General features: G+C 68.8%; 14 protein-coding genes. 2 read left to right on the top strand and 12 right to left on the bottom strand.

The window, feature by feature from the left end; translation table 11 throughout:
* Positions 1 to 9 precede the first annotated feature (9 nt).
* The 6 genes from FSZ13_RS09940 to FSZ13_RS09915 all read right to left on the bottom strand — a co-directional run bounded on the left by FSZ13_RS09940 (position 10) and on the right by FSZ13_RS09915 (position 9,018).
* On the bottom strand, positions 10 to 549 hold the full coding sequence (locus FSZ13_RS09940) for a GNAT family N-acetyltransferase (protein WP_145479353.1): 540 nt from the start codon (positions 547 to 549) through the stop codon (positions 10 to 12).
* Positions 542 to 3,667: an efflux RND transporter permease subunit gene (locus FSZ13_RS09935; protein WP_145479352.1), complete on the bottom strand. Its 3,126-nt coding sequence runs from the start codon at positions 3,665 to 3,667 to the stop codon at positions 542 to 544. Before FSZ13_RS09935 ends, FSZ13_RS09940 begins: the two co-directional genes overlap by 8 nt.
* Entirely contained in the window at positions 3,664 to 4,839 is a 1,176-nt protein-coding gene (locus FSZ13_RS09930; RefSeq protein ID WP_145479351.1) for an efflux RND transporter periplasmic adaptor subunit, read from the bottom strand. Before FSZ13_RS09930 ends, FSZ13_RS09935 begins: the two co-directional genes overlap by 4 nt.
* Before the next feature lie 436 nt (positions 4,840 to 5,275).
* Positions 5,276 to 7,336, bottom strand: coding sequence for a TonB-dependent copper receptor (locus FSZ13_RS09925; protein WP_145479350.1), 2,061 nt, complete (start codon positions 7,334 to 7,336; stop codon positions 5,276 to 5,278).
* A 73-nt stretch (positions 7,337 to 7,409) separates the two neighbouring features.
* Complete coding sequence (locus FSZ13_RS09920; RefSeq protein WP_428999987.1) at positions 7,410 to 7,892, bottom strand: DUF2946 family protein; 483 nt, start codon at positions 7,890 to 7,892, stop codon at positions 7,410 to 7,412.
* A gap of 142 nt (positions 7,893 to 8,034) precedes the next feature.
* Positions 8,035 to 9,018, bottom strand: a complete 984-nt coding sequence (locus tag FSZ13_RS09915; RefSeq protein ID WP_145479349.1) for a LysR family transcriptional regulator — start codon at positions 9,016 to 9,018, stop codon at positions 8,035 to 8,037.
* Between the two features lie 233 nt (positions 9,019 to 9,251).
* On the opposite strand from FSZ13_RS09915, the gene cysK reads away from it, so the two are divergent.
* Both cysK and FSZ13_RS09905 read left to right on the top strand, forming a co-directional pair.
* A complete protein-coding gene (gene cysK, locus FSZ13_RS09910; protein ID WP_145479348.1) occupies positions 9,252 to 10,211 on the top strand; it encodes a cysteine synthase A in 960 nt (319 codons plus the stop codon).
* A 167-nt stretch (positions 10,212 to 10,378) separates the two neighbouring features.
* A complete protein-coding gene (locus FSZ13_RS09905) occupies positions 10,379 to 10,972 on the top strand; it encodes an O-acetyl-ADP-ribose deacetylase (protein WP_145479347.1) in 594 nt (197 codons plus the stop codon).
* A gap of 97 nt (positions 10,973 to 11,069) precedes the next feature.
* Here the strand turns inward: FSZ13_RS09905 and FSZ13_RS09900 are convergent, their stop codons facing one another.
* The 6 genes from FSZ13_RS09900 to FSZ13_RS09875 form a co-directional block, all read right to left on the bottom strand.
* Entirely contained in the window at positions 11,070 to 12,074 is a 1,005-nt protein-coding gene (locus tag FSZ13_RS09900; RefSeq protein WP_017356577.1) for a class I fructose-bisphosphate aldolase, read from the bottom strand.
* A 187-nt stretch (positions 12,075 to 12,261) separates the two neighbouring features.
* Complete coding sequence (gene pyk / locus FSZ13_RS09895) at positions 12,262 to 13,728, bottom strand: pyruvate kinase (protein WP_145479346.1); 1,467 nt, start codon at positions 13,726 to 13,728, stop codon at positions 12,262 to 12,264.
* Between the two features lie 179 nt (positions 13,729 to 13,907).
* Positions 13,908 to 14,558 carry an HAD hydrolase-like protein gene (locus FSZ13_RS09890; RefSeq protein ID WP_145479345.1) on the bottom strand — a complete coding sequence of 217 codons (651 nt, stop codon included), beginning with the start codon at positions 14,556 to 14,558 and terminating at the stop codon, positions 13,908 to 13,910.
* Complete coding sequence (locus FSZ13_RS09885) at positions 14,558 to 15,733, bottom strand: phosphoglycerate kinase (protein WP_145479344.1); 1,176 nt, start codon at positions 15,731 to 15,733, stop codon at positions 14,558 to 14,560. Before FSZ13_RS09885 ends, FSZ13_RS09890 begins: the two co-directional genes overlap by 1 nt.
* A gap of 210 nt (positions 15,734 to 15,943) precedes the next feature.
* Positions 15,944 to 17,305 carry a DUF3999 domain-containing protein gene (locus tag FSZ13_RS09880; protein ID WP_260844138.1) on the bottom strand — a complete coding sequence of 454 codons (1,362 nt, stop codon included), beginning with the start codon at positions 17,303 to 17,305 and terminating at the stop codon, positions 15,944 to 15,946.
* The gene (locus FSZ13_RS09875; RefSeq protein WP_145479343.1) at positions 17,302 to 19,959 is read right to left on the bottom strand and encodes a DUF2339 domain-containing protein; all 2,658 of its coding nucleotides are present in this window, start codon (positions 19,957 to 19,959) and stop codon (positions 17,302 to 17,304) included. Before FSZ13_RS09875 ends, FSZ13_RS09880 begins: the two co-directional genes overlap by 4 nt.
* Between the last annotated feature and the right edge of the window lie 490 nt (positions 19,960 to 20,449).

Below are 20,449 nucleotides of genomic sequence, written 5' to 3'. Positions count from 1 at the left end.
CGAGGGCCCTCAGTCCACCCGTTCACGCACGCGGGCGAACCGGCGCAGGTCGTGCAGCTGGCCACGCTTGAACACCGCGCAGCGGGCCGTGCCCTCTTCCAGGAAGCCGTTGGCCAGCAGTACCCGGGCCGAGCCTTCGTTGAAATCCAGCACCTCGGCCTGCAGCCTGAACAGGCGCAGTTCGTCCATCACCCACGGCGCGAACTGGCCCACCACCCGGGTCATCCAGCCCTGCCCCCAGTGCGCCCGGCCCAGCCAGTAGCCCAGTTCGGCGCTGTGCCCACGCTCGGCCACGCCCGGCTGGGCGCCGATGCTGCCGCAGGCGGCGCCTTCGATCTCGATGGCCAGGCTGAGCGTACCGGGGGCCAGGATCCGGCCACCGAGGAACGCCTCGCCGTCGTCGCGGGTGTAGGGGAACGGGAAGCGGTCGCGCAGGCCGCGCAAGACCGCCTCATCGTTGGCATGCCGCAGCAGGGACTCGAGGTCGTCGCTGCGCCAGGGGCGCAGCACGAATCCGTCGCCTTCCAGCCGCAGCGGGCGGTCAGGCATGGCCGCCCACCGACGGGGTGTCGGCTTCCTGCTTCTCCAGCTCGCGCGCCACGGCCTCGGGCGAGCGCGTGTACGGGGCCAGCAGCGAATAGAAGGCCGGGACCACGAACAGCGAGAGGAAGGTGGAGACGGTGACACCGAAGATCACCACGATGCCGATGGTGCCGCGGCTGGCCGAACCCGGGCCGCCGGCGACCACCAGCGGAATCGCACCGACCACGGTGGCGATGGAGGTCATCAGGATCGGGCGCAGGCGCACCATCGCCGATTCGACGATGGCCCGGTGCACGTCGCGGCCTTCGTCGCGCAGCTGGTTGGCGAATTCGACGATCAGGATGCCGTTCTTCGCCGCCAGCCCCACCAGCATGACGATGCCGATCTGGCTGAACAGGTTGATGGTGCCGCCGCTGACGTACAGGCCAAGCAGCGCCCCCAGCACGCCCAGCGGCACGGTGAGCATGATCACCAGCGGGTGGATGAAGCTTTCGAACTGCGCGGCCAGCACGAGGTACACCACCAGCAGTGCCATGGCGAAGGTCAGCAGCACGGCGCTGCCGGCGTTCTGGTATTCGCGCGATTCGCCCTTCCAGTCGATCTGCGCGTGCTGCGGCAGTTCTTCGCGCGCGGTCTGCTGCGCCCAGGCGATCGCTTCGCCGAGCGGATAGCCCGGGGCCAGGCCGGCGCTGATGGTGATCGAGCGCAGGCGGTTGAAGCGGTTGAGGTTGCCGGCTTCGGCCACTTCGCTGAGGGTGACGAGGTTGGAGAGTGGCACCAGTTCGCCGTTGCTGGCGCGCACGCGGATGGCGGCCAGGTCGTCCGGCGAGGCACGGCCTTCGCGTCCGGCCTGCACCAGCACGTCGTACTCCTCGCCGTTGTCGACGAAGGTGGTGACGCGGCGCGAGCCCATCATGGTTTCCAGCGCCGAACCGATCGCGGTGACCGAGACGCCGAGGTCGGCGGCGCGCTGGCGGTCGATGTTCACGCGCATCTGCGGGCGGGTTTCCTTGTAGTCCGAATCCGCGCCGACCAGCCCGGGGTTGTCGGCCATGCGCTCGAGCATGCGGTCACGCCACTGGGCGATTTCGGCGTATTCGGGGCCGCCCAGCACGATCTGGAACGGCTGCCCGCCACTCCGCACCAAGCCGCCGCCGACCTGGGTGCGCACGCGCACGCCGCGCATGGTGTCCAGGTGCTTCTGCAGTTCCGCAGCGACGTCGGGGGTCGCGGTGGCGCGTTCACGCCAGGGCTGCAGGAACACGCTGATGCGGCCGGTGTGCATTTCCTCGCTGGCGCCGAAGCCGCCGGGAACACGCGGGTTGGCGCGCACGATGGGTTTGCCCTCGCCGACGAAGTCGCCGACGATCTTTTCCACTTCCTGCACCTGGCCGACGGTGTAGTCGTAGCCGGCGCCTTCGGGTCCGTCGATCATGATCTGGAACGAGCCACGGTCTTCGGCCGGGGCCAGCTCGGACGGCAGCACCTTCAGCAGCAGCGCGCTGGCAGCCAGCGACAGCACCATGACGGCCACGTAGATCCAGATCCTGCCGACGTGGGCGTCGAGCACGCGGCCGTAGGACGCCGAGACACGGTCCAAGTTGCGGTTGATGAAGCCGTGCAGGCCCTTGGGCGGCTGGCCGGTGTGCGGCTTGAGCAGCTTGGAGGCCATCATCGGGGTGAGGGTGAGCGAGACGAACGCGGACAGCGCGACCGCCGCGGCCAGGGCCACCGCCAGTTCACGGAACAGGCGACCGGTGTTGCCTTCGAGGAAGCCGACCGGGAGGAACACGGCCACCAGCACGGCGGTGGTGGCGATGACCGCGAACGCGACCTGCGCGGTACCGCGTTTGGAAGCCACCAGCGGGGGTTCGCCGAGGTCGATGCGGCGCTGCACGTTTTCCACCACGACGATGGCGTCGTCCACCACCAGGCCGATGCACAGCACCAGCGCAAGCAGGGTCAGCAGGTTGATCGAGAAGCCGAAGGCGTACAGGGCGATGAAGGCGGCGACCAGGCAGACCGGGACGGTGACGGCGGGAATCAGCGCGGCGCGGAAGCTGCCGAGGAACAGCCAGATCACCACCAGCACCAACAGCATCGCCTCGACCAGGGTGGCGTAGACGCGGTCGACGGCGGCTTCGATGAAGGTGGTGTTGTCGAAGGCGACGAAGATGTGGGTGCCTTCGGGCAGGGTCTGGCCTACGCGCTCGGCTTCGGCGCGGGCGGTGCGGGCGACGTCCAGCGAGTTGGCGGTGGAGGTCTTGACGATGCCAAGGCCGATGCCGGGTTCGCCGTTGCTGCGGTAGTAGGCGCGGCGCTCGGACGAGGCCAGTTCGATCTTCGCGACATCGCCCATGCGCACGACGTAGCCGTCGGCACCCTTGCCCAGCGGGATGGTGGCGAAGTCTTCGGGCTTTACGTAGTTGCGTTCGACGCGCAGGGTGAAATCGCGGTCGGCCGATTCGATGCGGCCGGCCGGCAGTTCCACGTTTTCGTTGCGCAGTGCGGTTTCCACGTCGCCGACGGTGAAGCCGCGGGCGGCGAGCTGGTCGCGGTCGAGCCAGATGCGCATGGCATAGCGCTGGCGGCCGCCGATGCGGACCTGGGCGACGCCGTCGAGGCTGGAGAAACGGTCGACGACGTAGCGGTCGGCGTAGTCGCTCAGCTCCAGCGTGTTCATGCTGGAGGAGGTCATGTTGAACCAGATGATCGGGTCGGCGTCGCTCTCGACTTTGGCGATTTCCGGCGGCCGCGCTTCTTCAGGCATGCGGTCGGCGACGCGGCTGACGGCGTCGCGCACGTCGTTGGCGGCGGCTTCGATGTCGCGGTTGGAGGTGAATTCGATGCTGACCTGGGAACGGCCGTTGGAGCTGCGGGCGTTGATGGTGTCGATGCCTTCGATGCCGGCGAGGGCGTCTTCGAGCACCTGGGTGATGCGGCTTTCGATGACGGCGGCGGAGGCACCGGTGTAGTCGACGGAGACCGAGACGATGGGCGGGTCGATGGCGGGCAGTTCGCGCAGGGTCAGGCGGGTGAAGGACATGATGCCCAGCACGACCAGCAGCAGACTCATCACCACGGCAAACACGGGCCGCTGGATGGAGATGTTGGAGAGTTTCATCCGGCGCGGCCCGCGGGTGCGACGGTGGTGGTGGCGCCGGCGGGTGCACGGGGGCTGCCGGCCGGTGCGGGGGTGGTCGCCTTTTCAGCCGGTTCGTCGGCCGGGCTGGTGGACGGTGCGGCCGGGGTGGCGGCCGGGGCGGCGCTGTCGTCCACTTTCAGGCCGGGGCGCAGTTTGCCGGTGCCGTCGATGACGATGCGTTCGCCGGCCTTGAGGCCTTCGCGGATTTCGACGACGCCGGAGCGGCGCGCGCCGCTGACGACGTCGACGCGTTCGACGGTATGGTCGGGCTTGACCCGGAACACGAAGGAGTCGCGACCGACCTGGACGACGGCGATTTCCGGGATGACCAGCGCCTGGCGCTCGGGGCGGAACATGCGTACATCCAGCAGCATGCCGGGGCGCAGGCTGTGGTCGGCGTTGATGAAGTCGGCGCGCACGGTGACGGCGCGGGTACCGGGGTCGACGCGGGTGTCGATGGTGGCGACTTTGCCGTCGAACGTACGGCCGGGATAGGCGACGCTGGTGGCGCTGACGGTGTCGCCTTCGGTCAGTGAGGCGAGTTCGGCTTCGGGCACCTGGAAGTCGACGTGCATGCGTTCGATGTCGTCGAGGGTGGCGATGACGGTGGTCGGTGTGACCAGGGAGCCTTCGCTGACCTGGCGGATGCCGAGGACGCCGGCGAAGGGGGCACGCACGCGGCGGTCGCCGATGTCGGACTGCATTTCGCGGACGCGCGCTTCGGCGGCGTCGCGGATGGCGCGCTGGGTGTCGAGGGTGGCGCTGGCGACGAGCTGCTGGGCGGCGAGTTCGCGCTGGCGTTTGTAGAGCTGGTCGGCTTCGGCGAAGGTGGCCTGGGCCTGCAGGAGGGCGGCTTCCTGGGCCTGGCCGCGCAGGGTGACCAAGGGGGTGCCGGCGGAGACCTGCTGGCCGCTGTCGAAGTGGACGGTTTCGATGATTTCGCTGACTTTGGCGGTGATGGTCACCGATTCGCGGGCCTTGGCGGTGCCGAGTGCCTGCAGGGTATCGCTCCAGGCCGAGGTCTGTACGACCTGGGTGGTGACGGGCACGATTTCGGCCTGCCGGCGGGCGGCTTCGTCCTTGCTGCCACAGCCGGCCAGGAGAACCAGGCAGAGGCCAGCTACGATGCGCGCGGTGATGCGTCCCGACATGAAGTACAACCCTTGATGTTCCACGACCGCCGAGTGTAGCGGCGACACCTGTCAGGCATATGTGCCAAGCGTTTACCGGGGTCTTCACATCGCCTGGTAGCAGGCGCAACGCCTTTCGTGCTGGGGTATTGCGGGCTTGTAACGGCGTGTGTCAGCGCATGTCGGTTTGCGTCTCCGCTGGAACGCGGTAGCGGGCTGGGCGGTAGGGTCGGTTCCCAAACGACCGCCGACCCTGCTGATCGGTGCGGTAACGCATGACCCTGGCCGAAGCTGGCGTTTGCGGTGGCCGTGGAAGAGCCGGAGCCTGCGCCGATCATTGTCATGCGTTACCGGGTGCTGGAGCGTTCACGGCGGTCGTTTGGGAACCGACCCTACCCGTGTGGCGTGCCCGTGTGGCGTACCCGTGTGGCGTGCCGACCAACGGTCGGCACCTGCTTCAGTACCTGTAATTCACCTTCATCCACAGCGTGCGGCCCGGTTCATTGATGCGTACCGGGTCGGCGGGGAAGCCGAAGTCGGCGCTGCCGGCGAGGTTGAGGTGTTCGCTGTAGGCGCGGTCGAACAGGTTGTCGATGCCGGCGCTGAGCTGGAGTGCGTCGCTGAAGCGGTAGCCCGCGTTCAGTGCGAACGTGGCGAAGCCCGCGCTGGGGCCGAGGTCGCGGGCCACTACATTGCCCTGCCCGCTGGCGATGCGGTGCTGGTGGGTGACGGCGCGGGCCAGTGCGCCGGCGCTCCAGCGCGCGCCTTGCCAGCCGGCGCTCAGGCGGGCTTCTAGTGGCGGCATCTGCGGAAGGGCGCTGCCGTCGGTGCGGTTTTCGCCCCAGGCATAGGCCAGGGTGCCGCCCAGCTTCCAGCCGTGCGCGAGGGCGATGTCGGCGCCGGCTTCGGCGCCGGCGATGCGGGCGTCGACATTGGTCGCCTGGGTGCTGCTGCCCATCATGCCGCCGTCGCGGTAGGTGAACAGGATGTAGTCCTGCAGGCGGCCGGCGTAGGCCGAGACCCAGGCGTTGAGGCGGTCGGTGCGGTACTGCAGGCCGAGGTCGAGCTGGGTGGTTTTTTCCGGCTGCACGCTGCTGAAGGCGTTGATGCTGCCGACCGGGCCCATGTCGGGGGAGAACAGTTCCCAGTAGTCGGGCATGCGCTCGCTGTGGCCGATGCCGGCGTAGGTGGTGAGTGCGCTGCCCAGGTCACGCTCGATGCGCAGGAAGCCACTGCCCAGGCTTTCGCGGCGGGTCTGGCCGGCGGTGGGGTTGGGCATGGCCATCATGCCGGCGCTGGCGCGTTCGTCGGTGACCTCGGCGCGGTCGATGCGCAGCCCGCCCACCCAGCGCTGCGGGGTGCCTTCGCCGAGGGTGATTTCGGTGAATACACCGCGATTGCGTTGGCGCGCGTCGCTGGCCCATGGGGTCTGGCGGTAGGTGTTGCGGCCCATGCCGTTGCGGCTGCGGTGGCGGCTGTCGAGTGCGTCCAGGCCGGCGACGATGGCGATGTCCTGCCAGCGCCACTCGGAGGCGATGCGGCCGCCGGTGGTGCGGCGGTCGACGTTGGCGGCCATCGGCATGGGCATGCTGCTGTCCGGGTTGGGCGTGCGCAGGGTGTAGTTGTCCATCAGGTGGTCGGCGTCGTTGTAGTAGACGTTGGCCTGCAGTTTGTCCCAGGCGCCGGGCAGGTTGTCGCGTTCGAAGCGGGCGGCGTAGCTGGTGCGCTTGAAGGCGGCGCCGTCCATGCCGCGACCGGCGTAGCGGGCGATGGCATCGCCGGTACCGGCGGAAAGCTCGAGCACGGTATCGGCATCGGGGGTCCAGCCGAGGGCGACGTCGCTGTTCCACTTGCGCCATCTGGAGGGCACGACGTCGCCGTTGCCATCCTCGTAGTCGTCGGCTTCGGAGCGGTTGCCATTGACCCGCACGTAGCCCTGCGAGGCGCCGGCGGTGAGGTCGAGCACCTGGTCGTTGCGGTTGCGCGAACCGACCAGTGCGCTGGCGTCAAGGTCGATCCCCGGGGCGTCGAAGCGCGGGGTGTCGCGCTCGAAACGGATGGTGCCCGCCGAGGCGCCTGCGCCCCAGCGCACGCTCTGCGGGCCCTTGATGATGGTCAGGCGGTCAAAGGTTTCCGGGGCGATGTAGGACAGCGGGTTGTCCATGCGCGAGGGACACGCGCCGATGAGATTGCCTTCGTTGCTGACGATGTTCAGGCGCGAACCGAACATGCCGCGCAGCACCGGGTCGCCATTGGTGCCGCCGTTGCGGATGGCGGCAAAGCCGGGCACGGTCTTGAGGTAGTCGGCACCGTCGCTGGCCGGTACCGGCTGGCGCGGCAGGCGCGGGTCGGTGACCCACTGCAGCGGCGAGGACGGGGCACTGGCGGTGACCACCAGGGTGTCGAGGGTGCGGGCGGGGTCGCGTTCGGCGGCGTGCAGCGGCAGCGCGGCCAGGGCGAACGAAAGCGAAACAGACAGGCGCGTCAGTGCGCCCGCGCTGCGGGACGTCAAGGTCATGGTGGAACTCCGGAAAACGCACAGGTGCGCGGCGCCGGGACGGCGTCGCGCAGCAGGAAATGAGGTGGCGGTTTCAGGCGTGCAGCGGGGGCCCGCGTGCTGCGTGGGCGGGCCAGCGCAGGCTGCGCGGGGTGGCGACGCTGCGAAGCACGGGTGGCGTGATGACCCGCAGCGCCGGCAGCAGCAGGATCAGGACGGCCAGCCACGGCATCAGCCGCGAGGCCATCATGCAGTATTCGCAGGCCTCGCCATGTCCGGCGTGGGGATCGATGGGCGCGGCGGGGGCGGTATCGGCCGGTGCGACGGCGTGGCGCGACATGTCGTGCATGGACATGTCGTGCATGGACGAACCGTGCATCGTCATGTGATGCGCCGGCATCGCGTGCGCGGCCATCTCATGCGGCGGCATCACGTGCGCCATGCCACCGGGCATCAGCATCACCGACGGGCCCTGGGCCTGCTGCCAGCGGCTCACCAATGGCGCCAGCGCCATCAGCAGCGTCGCCACGAAGGCGAGCTGCAGCAGGACGGCGTATGGGCTGCGACGGCGGTTCATCGCGAGATTGTAGCGGTCGGGTTCCACGCGCACGCGCCTGAACAGGCACCTGCGACCAAGCGTCGCAGGGACGGCGTGACGACCAACGGTCGTCACCTACCGGACTCCGGACCGGTAGCGCCCGACCGTTGGTCGGGCGACGTCAGACCGTAATCGTCTGCGTCAACGATTCCCACGTCGGCGGCACCGGCCAATCGGCCTCCTGGTTGCCGTCGATCACGCGGCGCAGGTCGCGGGTGTCGATCTGCGGGGCCAGTACGTGCACCAGTTCCAGCGCATAGTCGCGCAGTACCCGGTCGCGCGGCAGGACCGCCCAGGCGATGCATTCGTCGATCGGCGCCGGAGCCGGCCAGGAGCGCAGGTCTTCATCGCCGGCATTGACCGCCATTTCCGCCAGCAGGCCCACGCCCAGGCCGGTGCGTACGTAGGTCTTGATCAGGTCGGCATCGAGCGCGGTCAGCGCGATGTCCGGGGTCAGCCCCGAGGCGGCAAAGGCGCGCTGCAGCGAGGAGCTGCCGCGGGTGGAAGATTCGTAGCTGATCAGGGGCTGGGTGGACAGCGCCTGCAGGTCCGGCGCGGCGCCCGGGCGGTCCAGCGCGTGCCCGCGCGGCACCAGTACCAGCCGTCGCCAGCGGTACAGCGGAATGGCGATGCCGGCGGTGGGTTCGGCGCCGGCGGTGCTGATGATGGCGATATCCGCATCGCCCTGGCTGAGCAGGTCCAGCGCGTCGCTTTCGGCGGCCTGCTGCAGGTGCACGCTCACCTGCGGGTAGGCCTGCTTGATCCGCGCCACGGCCGGCGGCAGCACGAAGCGCGCCTGGGTGTGGGTGGTGGTGAGGATCAGCTGGCCCTGGCTTTCCCGGCGCTGGTTGGCGGCATAGGTGCGGATGTTGTTGGCTTCGGACAGCACCGCGCGGGCGCGACCGATCACTTCCACGCCCGCCGGGGTCACCGCCTCCAGGCTGCGACCCTTGCGCACGAACAGCAGGAAGCCCAGTTCATCTTCCAGCTGCTTGAGCTGCTTGGACAGCCCCGGCTGGGTGGCATGCACCCGCGAGGCGGCCAGCGTGATGTTGAGCTCGGCGTCGGCGATGGCCACCAGATAACGAAGTTGGGTCAGCGTCATGGGCGTGCGCGCAGGCAGGGAGGGAGGGTCGACCGACTGTAAGCCAGTTGCCGTCACCAGCTTATAACCAAATGTTGTTTATGAAGGGTATCAGGTCATTTCGCGCGGTCATATGCCGGCGCTACGGTCTGGCGGACCCCGGTCGCGCCCGGCGCGTGAAAGCCACCTGCGCTGCCCTTCCCTCCCGCCGCGGCGCGTCCGTGGCCCGTCATCGAATCCGCGGAGCGTTTCCCATGGCCCTGTACAACTCGATCCTGGACACCATCGGCAACACCCCGGTGGTGCGCCTGAACCGTATCGCCCCCGACCACGTCACCCTGTATGCGAAGGTGGAATCGTTCAATCCCGGCGGCTCGGTGAAAGACCGGCTGGCCCTGGCGATCATCCTGGATGCCGAAGCACGCGGGGTGCTCAAGCCCGGCGACACCATCGTCGAGGCGACCTCGGGCAACACCGGCGTGGCGCTGGCCATGGTCGCGGCCGCGCGCGGCTACAAGTTCGTGGCCACCATGGTCGAAACCTTCTCGATCGAGCGCCGCAAGCTGATGCGCGCCTATGGCGCCAAGGTGATCCTGACCCCGGCCGCCGAGCGTGGTTCGGGCATGGTCAAGCGTGCGCGGGAACTGGCTGAAGAACATGGCTGGTTCCTGGCCAGCCAGTTCACCAACCCGGCCAATCCGGCCTACCACCGCAACACCACTGCGGCTGAAATCCTGCGCGACTTCGCCGGCAGGCGCCTGGACTACTTCGTCACCGGCTGGGGCACCGGCGGCACCCTCACCGGGGTGGGCGAAGTGCTCAAGGTGGCGCGCCCGGAAACCCGGATCATCGCCACCGAACCGGAAGGCGCGGCGCTGCTGGGTGGGGCCGAATGGAAGCCGCACAAGATCCAGGGCTGGACCCCGGACTTCGTGCCGGAGGTGCTGAACCGCGAAGTCTTCGACGAGCTGCTGAAGATCGACGACGCCCGCGCCATCGAGACGTCGCGCCGGCTGGCGGCCGAGGAAGGGATCTTCGTCGGCATCTCGGCCGGCGCCACGGTCGCCAGCGCGCTGGACGTGGCCGCCAAGGCCGCGCCGGGCAGCGTGCTGCTGGCGATGCTGCCGGATACCGGTGAGCGTTATTTCTCCACGCCGCTGTTTGCCGACATCAACGAAGGATCGGACGACGACTGGCTGGCCGGCCTGCCCTGAACGGGATCCATGCCCCCCCTCCGACGCCCACCCTCAAGGTGGGCGTCCGCGTTTCCGGGTCGCACTGCCTGAGACGATGATGACGCAGCCTAGATGCCCTGGCCGCTAGCGTGTGAGGTGGCAGTCATCCCGTTGTATGGACCCGGTATCAGTAAGGAGCGGCACGCATGAAGATCGAAGTGTGGCAGGGCGACATCACGACCCTGGCGGTGGATGCGATCGTCAATGCGGCCAACGAGTCACTGCTGGGCGGCGGCGGCGTGGACGGTGCCATCCACCGCGCCGCCGGCCCGCAGCTGCTGGCCGAATGCGCGGCGCTGCCGGAGCTCCGCCCGGGCGTTCGCTGCCCGACCGGGGAGGTGCGCGCCACGGCGGGCTACAACCTGCCGGCACGTCACGTGCTGCATACCGTGGGGCCGGTGTGGAACGATGGCACCCGCGCCGAACCCGAGCTGCTGGCCAACTGCTATTGGAAGTCGCTGCAGCTGGCCGAGAAGATGGGCCTGCGTTCGATCGCGTTTCCGGCGATAAGCTGCGGCGTGTTCGGCTATCCGCTGCACCAGGCCGCACAGATCGCCGCCACCGAAACCTTGGCCTGGCAGCGTTCGCACCGCGAGCCCCAGCGGATCATCCTGGTGGCCTACAACGCGGCGACCTTCAAGGTGTACCAGTCGGCACTGGCTACGTTGGGGCAACCGGGCGATGTGGCCCCAGGACTGCCCTGCCCCACGGTAGAGCCACGCCCTGCGTGGCTGCCGTAGGCCGGCAACCCGCCAGCCACGCAGGGCGTGGCTCTACGGGCGAAAAAAAACGCCGGCGAAACCGCCGGCGTTTTTTGTTACGCAGGTGCGGCGCGGATCAGCCGTTCCACTTGCCCAGTGCGGCCTGGCCATTTTCCTTGGCGCGGTCGTACACGGTCTGCTGTGCCTTGGCGACGTTGGCCTTGGTGTCCTTGGCCCACAGCTTCAGCGCGGCCTGCTGCATGGCGCGGCCGTAGGAGAAGCTCAGCGGCCACGGCAGGTTGCCCATCTGGTTCATGGCATTGAGGTGGGCGGTGGACTGCTCATCGCTCTGGCCACCGGACAGGAACACCACGCCCGGCAGGATCGCCGGCACGGTGCTCTTGAGGCACATGACGGTCGATTCGGCCACTTCCTCGACGTCGGCCTGCTCGTCGCAGCCCTTGCCGGAGATGACCATCGACGCCTTCAGGATGGTGCCTTCCAGCAGCACGTTCTGCTGGTACAGCGCGTCGAACAGCGAGCGCAGGGTGGCTTCGGTGACTTCGTAGCAGGTCTCGATGTCGTGGTCGCCGTCCATGATCACTTCCGGCTCGACCATCGGCACCAGGCCGCATTCCTGGCACAGCGCGGCATAACGGGCCAGCGCGTGGGCGTTGGACTCGATGCAGGTACCCGACGGAATGCTTTCGCCGATGTTGATCACCGCACGCCACTTGGCGAAGCGCGCACCCAGCTTGTAGTACTCCTGCAGGCGCTCACGCAGGCCGTCGAGCCCTTCGGTGACCATCTCGCCCGGGCAACCGGCCAGCGGATGGGCGCCCTTGTCGACCTTGATGCCCGGGATCATGCCGTGATCGGCCATGTACTTGGCGAACGGCACGCCGTCCTTGGTCGACTGGCGGATGGTTTCGTCGTACAGGATCGCGCCGGAAATATGCTCGTTGAGCTTCGGCGTGGTCAGCAGCAGCTCGCGGTAGGCACGACGGTTCTCTTCGGTATTCTCGATGCCGACGCTGGCGAAGCGCTTGGCGATGGTACCGGTGGATTCGTCGATGGCGATGATGCCCTTGCCCGGGGCGACCATGGCCTGGGCGGTTTCAGCCAGCTGTTCGATGCTCATGTATTTCCTGTGGCGGGTGCGGGAAAAACACGATTATAGCGGGCCGCTTCCGTGAACTGGCTGTTCACGGAAGTTGGAACCGCTTTCATGGGCAGCCGATGTACCTTGGGTCGATCACTACCGCCTGGGCCGGCCAACGGCCGGCGCTACCGCGAGGCGCCGGGCACTGCCCGGCTCCTCCGATTCCTTACAGGTCGCCCAGGCCGCTGGCGCGGCCGTCTTCGCCGACTTCCAGCAGGCGCAGGGTATTGGTGGCGCCGTGGGTTTCCATGTGCTCGCCGCTGGTGAACACCACGCGGTCGCCGGCCTGCATCTGGTTGGCCTCGACCAGCAGGCGGATGCTGCCTCGCGCGGCCTCGCGCGGGGTCAGGCCGCGGCTGTCGAAGTTGATCGGGAATACGTCGCGCATCAGCGCCATCTGGCGGCGGGCGCCGTCATGGCGGGTCACCGCGTAGACCGGCGCCGAGGCGCGGAACCGCGACAGGTAGCGCGCGGTACCACCGGATTCGGTCATCGCCACGATCGCGCGCACGCCCACGTGCTGGGACAGGAACATGGTGGCCATGGCGATGGCTTGGTCGGCACGCTCCAGGTTGCGCGGCGAGGCGCCGAAATCGGTCTCGGTCTGGAACTGGCGCTCGGCACCCAGGCAGATGCGGGCCATCGCTTCGACCGCCTTGACCGGATAGGCACCGGCCGCGGTTTCGGCCGAGAGCATCACCGCGTCGGTGCCGTCGATGACCGAGTTGGCCACGTCGAGCACTTCGGCGCGGGTCGGGATCGGGCTTTCAACCATCGACTGCAGCATCTGGGTGGCGGTAATCACCACCTTGTTCTGCGCCAGCGAGGCCTTGATGATCTTCTTCTGCAGGCCCGGCAGCTCGGCGTCGCCGATTTCCACGCCCAGGTCGCCACGGGCGACCATCACCACGTCGCTGGCGTCGACGATCTCTTCCAGGTTCTCGATCGCTTCGGTGCGCTCGATCTTGGACACCAGCGCGGCATAGCAGCCGTGCTGTTCGGCGATCGCACGCGCGTCGTTCATGTCCTGTGCGTTGCGGCAGAACGAGACGGCGATGAAGTCCACGCCGATCTTGGCGACGATGCCGATCAGCTCCTTGTCGCGCTCGGTCAGCGCGCCCAGCGAAAGGCCACCGCCCTGCTTGTTCAGGCCCTTGCGGTCGGACAGCACGCCGTCGTTGAGCACGGTGTTGATGATGCGCTCGCCCTGCACTTCCACCACCTGCAGCTGCATCAGGCCGTCGTCGAGCAGCAGCACGTCGCCGGGGGCCACGTCCTGCGGCAGGCCCAGGTAGCTCACGCCCACCTGGGTGGTGTCGCCAGCCGGTGCGCTCGGCGAGGCGACCAGGTCGAAGCGGTCGCCGGCCTTGAGCTGGATCTTGCCTTCGGCAAAGCGCTCGATGCGGATCTTCGGACCCGGCAGGTCGGCCAGGATGCCCACTTCCACGCCCACGCGGGCGGCGGCAGCGCGCACGTCGGCGGCGCGCTTGGCCTGGCCGGACGGGTCGCCGTGGCTGAAGTTCAGGCGGACCACGTTCACGCCGGCGCGGAACAGATCCTCCAGCACGCCCGGCGGATCGGTGGCCGGACCGAGGGTGGCAAGGATCTTCGTACGGCGCTGACGCTCAATCATGGTGGATGGGCTCCCGGGAAAGGATCGAAATTACCACACCCTTCACGTCCCATGAATACGTTTACAGCGTTGGCAGCACTGGGTTTGCCCGTTGTCTTGCGGACAGTCCAGGCGAACCGCGCAGGACAGCGTGGGACGCGATCACGACATGCGGCGGCGTACGGTACGCCGCCGCGGGCTCATGCGATCAACGCGGGCAAGGCTTCCGGGGTTTCCGCCAGGTGCTGCGCACCGGCCGCCTGCAGTTCCTCGGCGCCGCCAAAGCCCCACAGCACGCCGATGTTGCGCATGCCGTGGTGGCGTGCGCCTTCGATGTCCATGCGCCGGTCGCCGATCATCCAGCACGCCGCCGGCGCCAGCTGCAGGCGGTGCAGCGCTTCGGCAACCAGGTCCGGCTTGCTGCTGCGCGACCCGTCCGGGGTGGCCCCGATCACGTCATCGAAACACGCGCCGAACGGCAGGTGCTCGACGATGCGCCGTGCATGCGGCTCGTTCTTGGCGGTGACGATCGCCAGCCGGTGCCCGCGTGCATGCAGGTCCTGCACCACCTGGCCGATGCCCGGGTAGACCTCGTGTTCGCGCCACCCGACCACGTCGAAGCGTTCGCGGTAGTAATCCACCGCCTGCTCGATGCGTGCGGGATCGTCGAACACGGCGGCAAAGCTGATCCGCAATGAAGGGCCGATCCAGCGCAGCAGTTCCGCGTACGGCGGCACCGGCTTGCCCATCTCGGTGAGCGCGTGCGCCACGCACTGGGTGATGCCCAGTGCGGAGTCGATGAGGGTGCCGTCGAGGTCGAAGAACAGGGTGTCGGGGGTGCCCGCCCCCATCACGCGCCCCGTGCTTCGAGGGCCGCGACGGCGGGCAGGGTCTTGCCTTCGAGGAACTCGAGGAAGGCACCGCCACCGGTGGAGATGTAGCTGACCTGGTTGGCGATGTCGAACTTGTCCACCGCCGCCAGGGTGTCGCCGCCACCGGCTATGGAGAACGCCGGCGAGCTGGCAATGGCGCGGGCCAGTGCTTCGGTGCCGTGGCTGAAGGCTTCGAACTCGAACACGCCGACCGGGCCGTTCCACACCACGGTACCGGCCTTGGCGATCAGCCCGGCGTAGTGCTGGGCGGTCTGCGGGCCGATATCGAGGATCAGGTCGTCGTCGGCGACCTCGGTGACGGCCTTCACCGTTGCTTCGGCATCGGGAAGGAACTGCTTGGCCACCACCACGTCGGTCGGCAGCGGAATGTCGGCGCCACGCGCCTTGGCGTCGGCCACGATCTTCTTCGCGGTCTCGAGCAGGTCCGGCTCGTACAGCGACTTGCCCACCGCATGGCCGGCGGCGGCGATGAAGGTGTTGGCGATGCCGCCGCCGACGATGAGCTGGTCGACCTTGCCGACCAGGTTGGCCAGCAGTTCCAGCTTGGTGCTGACCTTGCTGCCGGCCACGATCGCCAGCAGCGGCTGCGCCGGTGCGTCCAGCGCCTTGGCCAGCGCATCCAGTTCACCCATCAGCAGCGGGCCACCGGCGGCGATCGGGGCGAAGCGGATCACGCCGTGCGTGGATGCCTGGGCGCGGTGCGCGGTGCCGAAGGCGTCCATCACGAACACATCGCACAGCGCGGCGTACTTGCGCGACAGCGCTTCGTCGTCCTTGCCTTCGCCCACGTTCATGCGGCAGTTTTCCAGCAGCACGATGGAGCCCGGGGCAACGTCCACGCCGTCGACCCAATCGCGCACCAGCGGCACGTCCACGCCCAGCAGGGTGGACAGGCGCAGCGCCACCGGCGCCAGCGAATCGGCTTCGCTCCACATGCCTTCCTGCGGGCGGCCAAGGTGCGAAGTGACCATCACCGCCGCGCCCTTTTCCAGGGCCAGCTTCAACGTCGGCAGCGATGCGGTGATGCGCTGTTCGGAGGTGATGCGGCCGTCTTCGATCGGCACGTTCAGGTCCTGGCGGATCAGCACGCGCTTGCCGGAAAGGTCGAGGTCGGTCATGCGAACGATGGACATGGGGCAGCAACTCTTTGGCGGAAAAGGAAAGGGCGCCGCGCACGGCGCAGGCGCCCATTGTAACGGCCCCCCCGGGATGCGTAACGACCAACGGTCGTTACCTACCGAGGGAGCCACCGGTCCCGTACATCTGGTTGCGTAACGACCAACGGTCGTTACCTACCGTGGGAGCCACCGGTACATCGATCGGTAGGTGACGACCGTTGGTCGTCACTCCCTGGCGCTACCCGCTTGGCGCAACAGGCTCATCGCGAACCCACCCACCACCAGCACGCCAAGCACCAGCAGGCCCCACAGCAGCCAGCGCTTCCAGTCGCGGGCCGGCTGCACCGCCGCGTCGCCGCCGAGCACCTGCGCCGGGCCCTGCACGCTGGCCACTGCCGGCTGCCATTGCGCGCCACGCTGTTCGCGCAGCTGCGCGATCACGGTGCCCACCGGCGCGTCGCTGCGCGCCGCGTGCACGCTGCCGGCGGCCACGCTGAACGGTGCCTCGCCCTGGCTGAGGAAGACCAGCGCTTCGGGCTGGTAGCCCAGCTTGAGGGTGGGCGCCGTGGCCGCCTGCGCCTGCGAGGCGGTGAGCTTCCAGAAGCGGTCTCTGGTTGGTACCGCCAGCGACTGTGCCTGCGACTGATTGCGCCCGCTGCCGTCCTGCAGCTGGTAGGCCACCCAGGGACCGGCGCGGACCTGCCACGGCTGGTCGGGATCATCGCGGCTGAGCAGGGTCCACTGCACCACGCTGTTGTCGTTCGTGGCGAGGTCAGCCTGGGCGATCGGGAAGCGGCCGTCCAGCGTGTACTCGAATTCCCCGGGCTTGCCCGCCGTGCCGGCCAGCGGCCGCCACTGCCACTGGATCGCCTGCGCGGTCGGCACGCGCTCGGCCTGCACCGCCGTCAACGGCGGCAGCACGTCGCTGCCCTGCGGCAGGATGCGGAAGTACTTCGCCTGCCGGCCGATCTCGATGCGACGCTGCTGCAGTCGCTGGCCGTCGTGCTGCAGGTCCACCAGCGGCACGCCCTCGGCCACCGCCTGCCAGTCGCGCAGGTCATCGCTGGCCTCCACCCGCACCCGCACCTGCAGGGCCTGCGCCGACTGCCAGTCCAGGCGCAGCGCCTGCACGCCGCTCTCCAGCGCGCTGGCGTCCACCAGCCAGCCGCCCGGCTGCGCGCCGCCGCCGCTGCGCCCGAGCCGCGCCTCGACCCGGCGCACGCTGCCGTCGGTGTTGCGTTCGGTCAGAAGCTGCAGGTCGTCGCTGGCGCCACTGCCCTGTGCCGGCAGCGGGAACCACGGCAGCGCCTGCCACTGCGCCGGCTGCGCCAGCGGCTGGTCGGCGGCCAGCAGCGCCGCCGGCAGCGCCTGGCCCTGCGCATTGAACACCTGCACGTCGGCCAGCAACGGCGACACCGCGCTGCGGTACTGGTCCTCGCCGAGGGTCAGGCGGTAGGCGCCGGCCTGCGGTGCCGACAGCTGCAGCGGCCACTGCTCCCGATACGCCTCACGCGCGTCGGCGGCGTACAGCGCAGGGACGGCGACGAGCAGAGAAACGGCGGCGATCACACGATGAAGAAGGGTCACGGTTGCGGCTCCATGGCGGATTCCGGCGCGCGCGGCGGAGCCGGCGCCAGGTAACCCACGACCGTGCACAGCAGGCCGTAGGCGATGAACGAAGCAATGCCGAGCAGGTTGCCCAGATGCTGGCGATCGATCAGTACCAGTTTGGCCAGCACCACGCCCATCAGCACGGCGCCGACCAGCCACAGGGCGCGCTGGCCGCGGCGCGATCCCCACACCCAGCTGATCACGCCCAGCACGCTCCAGACCACGGTCAGGCTGGTCTGCGCCAGGGTCGACGACCACAGCACACCGTTCCATGCCACCCCGCCCCAGTGATGCACGGCGTGCAGCGTGATGCTGGTCAGCGCGACGAAGCCGGCCAGTGCCAGCACCGGCACGCGCCGCACCTGCAGCGCGGTCGGCGCCGCGCCCTGCCACAACCAGCGCGCCAGCAGCGCCAGCACGGCCAGCTGCGCCAGCTCCAGCGGATTGAACACGGGTACCCAGGGCAGTGGCCGCGCCGCGCCCGGCGCGAACAGGAAGCCGACCCAGGCCAGCCCCAGCACCGCGAACAACGTGCCCTGCAGCGCGGGGCGCGCGGCGTTGAAGCGCTCGCCCAGCGGCAGGGTCAGCCAATGCCAGCGCTGCAGCGCGACGAACACCACCGCCAGCCACGGCAGCAACGTCGCCGCCAGCGCCCAGCCCTGCGCCAGTTCAAAGCGTTCGGCCAGCCACGACGCGGCCAGCGATACCACCGTCGGCCACAGCAGCCACCAGATGAACTGTGCCGCGACGGCGGCACGGTCCTGGCCGGCGCGCAGGCACCACAGGCTGCGCACGCCGAGCACGGCGAACACCGCCCAGGCCAGCGCACCGTAGCCGGCGAACGGCTGGCGATGGATATCCACCTGCCACAACGCCAGCGGGAACGCGCACAGCAGCATCGCCAACGTGGTGAACACCAGCGCGCGCGCCGGCATGCGCCGGTGCACCTCCGCCGCGATCCACGCCGTCAGCGCCACCACCGCCAGCAGCGCGTCCGGGCGGCTGTCGAAGGCAACGAAGCGGGTGACCTCATGGCTGGCGCCCCCCAGCCACCACAGCAGGCCCCACAGGTAGTACACGATGGCCGGCGCGTCGCGGCCAGCACGCCGGTAGCTGAAGGCCGAGGCAAACCCGGCCAGGGCCAGCAGCAGCCCACTCATGAAGGTCGGGTTGGCGATGGCAGTGGCGTCGTTGAACCAGTAATCGGCCCCCACCACGAAGCCGAACGCAGCGCCGAGCTGCAGCAGCGCACCGGCGACCTGCGGCAGCAGTCGCTGCTGGCGCAGGCCCAGCCACACCAGCGCCGCGCCTTCCAGCGCGAACACACTGGCCGTGGCGCGCGCGGACAAGGCCAGCGGCACCGCCAACGTCGCAAAGCCCACCGCCAGCACCGCATGCGACTGACCCAACGCCGCATACCGCGTGCGCCGGATCAGCGCCCAGGCCAACCCGGCATACAGCGCGGCCAGCGCCAGCGCGCACAGCGCCAGCAGCAGGCGGTCGTCGTGCAGCATGCCGGCCTGCAGCGAGAACGCGATCAACGGCGTGCCGAACACCAGGCTGCCATCGACCAGATCGCGCTTCTCCGCTGGCTGGCGGCGCGCGTACAGGATGGGAATCACCAGGTAGAACGCGAAGAACAGCAGCAGGAAAGGCTCGGTGCTGGCGAACTTGTCGGCGTTGTACTGCAGCACGCCCCAGAACGTACCGATGCCGAAGGTGAACGCAAAGCCCAGAAGATTGAGCACACGCCACGGACGCCACCACGCAATCGCCAGGATCGCGGCATTCAGCACCGCGTAGTACGAGAACAGCGCCACATGATTGCCACTGCCGGTGGACAGCCAGATCGGCGCCATGAACCCGGCCAGGATACCCAGCACCGCCAGCGTGCGGGAATTCTGCACCACCGCCAGCACGCCGATGCCTGCGATCAGCACGATGCTCATCACGAACGCGGGGCCGGGGTCGATCAACCCATAGCGTTTGAACGCCGCGAAAATGGTCAGCAGCAGGATCCCGATCGTCCCGCCCTGCAATGCCAGCGCGAACAGTCGCCGACGCTCGCGCTGCAACCAGCCGAACACCAGCCCCGCCAACGCCCCGGCGGCAATCGCAGCCAACCGCAGCTCGATCGGCGCATCCAGCCAGCCCTGGTCGCTGGCGTACTTCAGCAGCGCAGCCACGCCGGCCAGCAGCACCAGCATGCCGATCTTGACCGGCACATTGCCCTCGGTGAACCAACGCTTGATCGTCCCGAGAACACGTTCGCCCAGGTCCGGCCCCCGCGGCGGCGGCGGAACGAACGGCTCGGGCTCGGGAGCGGCGGCAGCAGGCAGTGGCGGCGGCGCAACCCGCGCAGCGGCGGCAAACGGCTCGGGCACGGGCTCCGCAACGCCCATCGGAACCTCTTGCGCAGGTGCCGGCGCAGCCACGGGGGCCGGCGCATAAGGGCGCTCTTCCCATGCAGCACTCACGGCAGGCTGGGCCGCCGGTTGGGCACTGTCGCCACGGGCCTGCTCCAAAGCTGCCACCCTTCGGCGCAGCCCGGAAATCATCACCAGCGCCATGATCAGCAACACCGGCACGGCTAAGAGCACCACCACCGCCAGGACAATCAAAGCTTCCATTCCACGTCATCCTCAAGGGGACGCCACGGGCAGCCAGTACAATCATGGCGCCAGCAGCAGCGGGCCCATGCTAACTGAATTGGATGTACGGGCTCATACAGACGCGGCTGCCGGTGGGGCGAGCGCGGGGCCGCCGTGCCCTTGTGGGCAAATTTCCCCCGGCGTCGGCCTGCGGCCGCCCCCTTCCTCCTTTTAATTCGCCCACAAGGGCACGGCGGCCCCGCGCTCGCCCCACCGGCGTCGCACCGTGCCGTCCGCTTTTCCTGCCTGCCGCAAGCCGAGCCCCGTCGCGGCCGGTAGGCTCCTGGCAAAGTAAAGGAGGAGGCCGTCGCCGCCAGGCGTCGGCCGGGGGACATTTGCACAGGGGCCTGCCGGCCGCGGCGGGGCCCCCCACCCTCGCGACCAACCTGATAGAAGATCCCGCGCCAAGCAACAAGAACCGAAGAGCCAGAAAAAAACGGCGAACCAAAGTCCGCCGTTCTCTCAACAT

The organism is Stenotrophomonas rhizophila, assembly GCF_007667275.1.
In the GTDB taxonomy this organism is placed as follows: Bacteria; Pseudomonadota; Gammaproteobacteria; order Xanthomonadales; family Xanthomonadaceae; genus Stenotrophomonas; species Stenotrophomonas maltophilia_AE.
This window is presented reverse-complemented; position numbering and strand designations above follow the sequence as displayed.

Coding starts and splice junctions, on each gene's coding strand:
- FSZ13_RS09940 (WP_145479353.1), bottom strand. CDS start 549: ATGCCTGACCGCCCGCTGCGGCTGGAAGGCGACGGATTCGTGCTGCGC.
- FSZ13_RS09935 (WP_145479352.1), bottom strand. CDS start 3,667: ATGAAACTCTCCAACATCTCCATCCAGCGGCCCGTGTTTGCCGTGGTG.
- FSZ13_RS09930 (WP_145479351.1), bottom strand. CDS start 4,839: ATGTCGGGACGCATCACCGCGCGCATCGTAGCTGGCCTCTGCCTGGTT.
- FSZ13_RS09925 (WP_145479350.1), bottom strand. CDS start 7,336: ATGACCTTGACGTCCCGCAGCGCGGGCGCACTGACGCGCCTGTCTGTT.
- FSZ13_RS09920 (WP_428999987.1), bottom strand. CDS start 7,892: ATGAACCGCCGTCGCAGCCCATACGCCGTCCTGCTGCAGCTCGCCTTC.
- FSZ13_RS09915 (WP_145479349.1), bottom strand. CDS start 9,018: ATGACGCTGACCCAACTTCGTTATCTGGTGGCCATCGCCGACGCCGAG.
- cysK (WP_145479348.1), top strand. CDS start 9,252: ATGGCCCTGTACAACTCGATCCTGGACACCATCGGCAACACCCCGGTG.
- FSZ13_RS09905 (WP_145479347.1), top strand. CDS start 10,379: ATGAAGATCGAAGTGTGGCAGGGCGACATCACGACCCTGGCGGTGGAT.
- FSZ13_RS09900 (WP_017356577.1), bottom strand. CDS start 12,074: ATGAGCATCGAACAGCTGGCTGAAACCGCCCAGGCCATGGTCGCCCCG.
- pyk (WP_145479346.1), bottom strand. CDS start 13,728: ATGATTGAGCGTCAGCGCCGTACGAAGATCCTTGCCACCCTCGGTCCG.
- FSZ13_RS09890 (WP_145479345.1), bottom strand. CDS start 14,558: ATGGGGGCGGGCACCCCCGACACCCTGTTCTTCGACCTCGACGGCACC.
- FSZ13_RS09885 (WP_145479344.1), bottom strand. CDS start 15,733: ATGTCCATCGTTCGCATGACCGACCTCGACCTTTCCGGCAAGCGCGTG.
- FSZ13_RS09875 (WP_145479343.1), bottom strand. CDS start 19,959: ATGGAAGCTTTGATTGTCCTGGCGGTGGTGGTGCTCTTAGCCGTGCCG.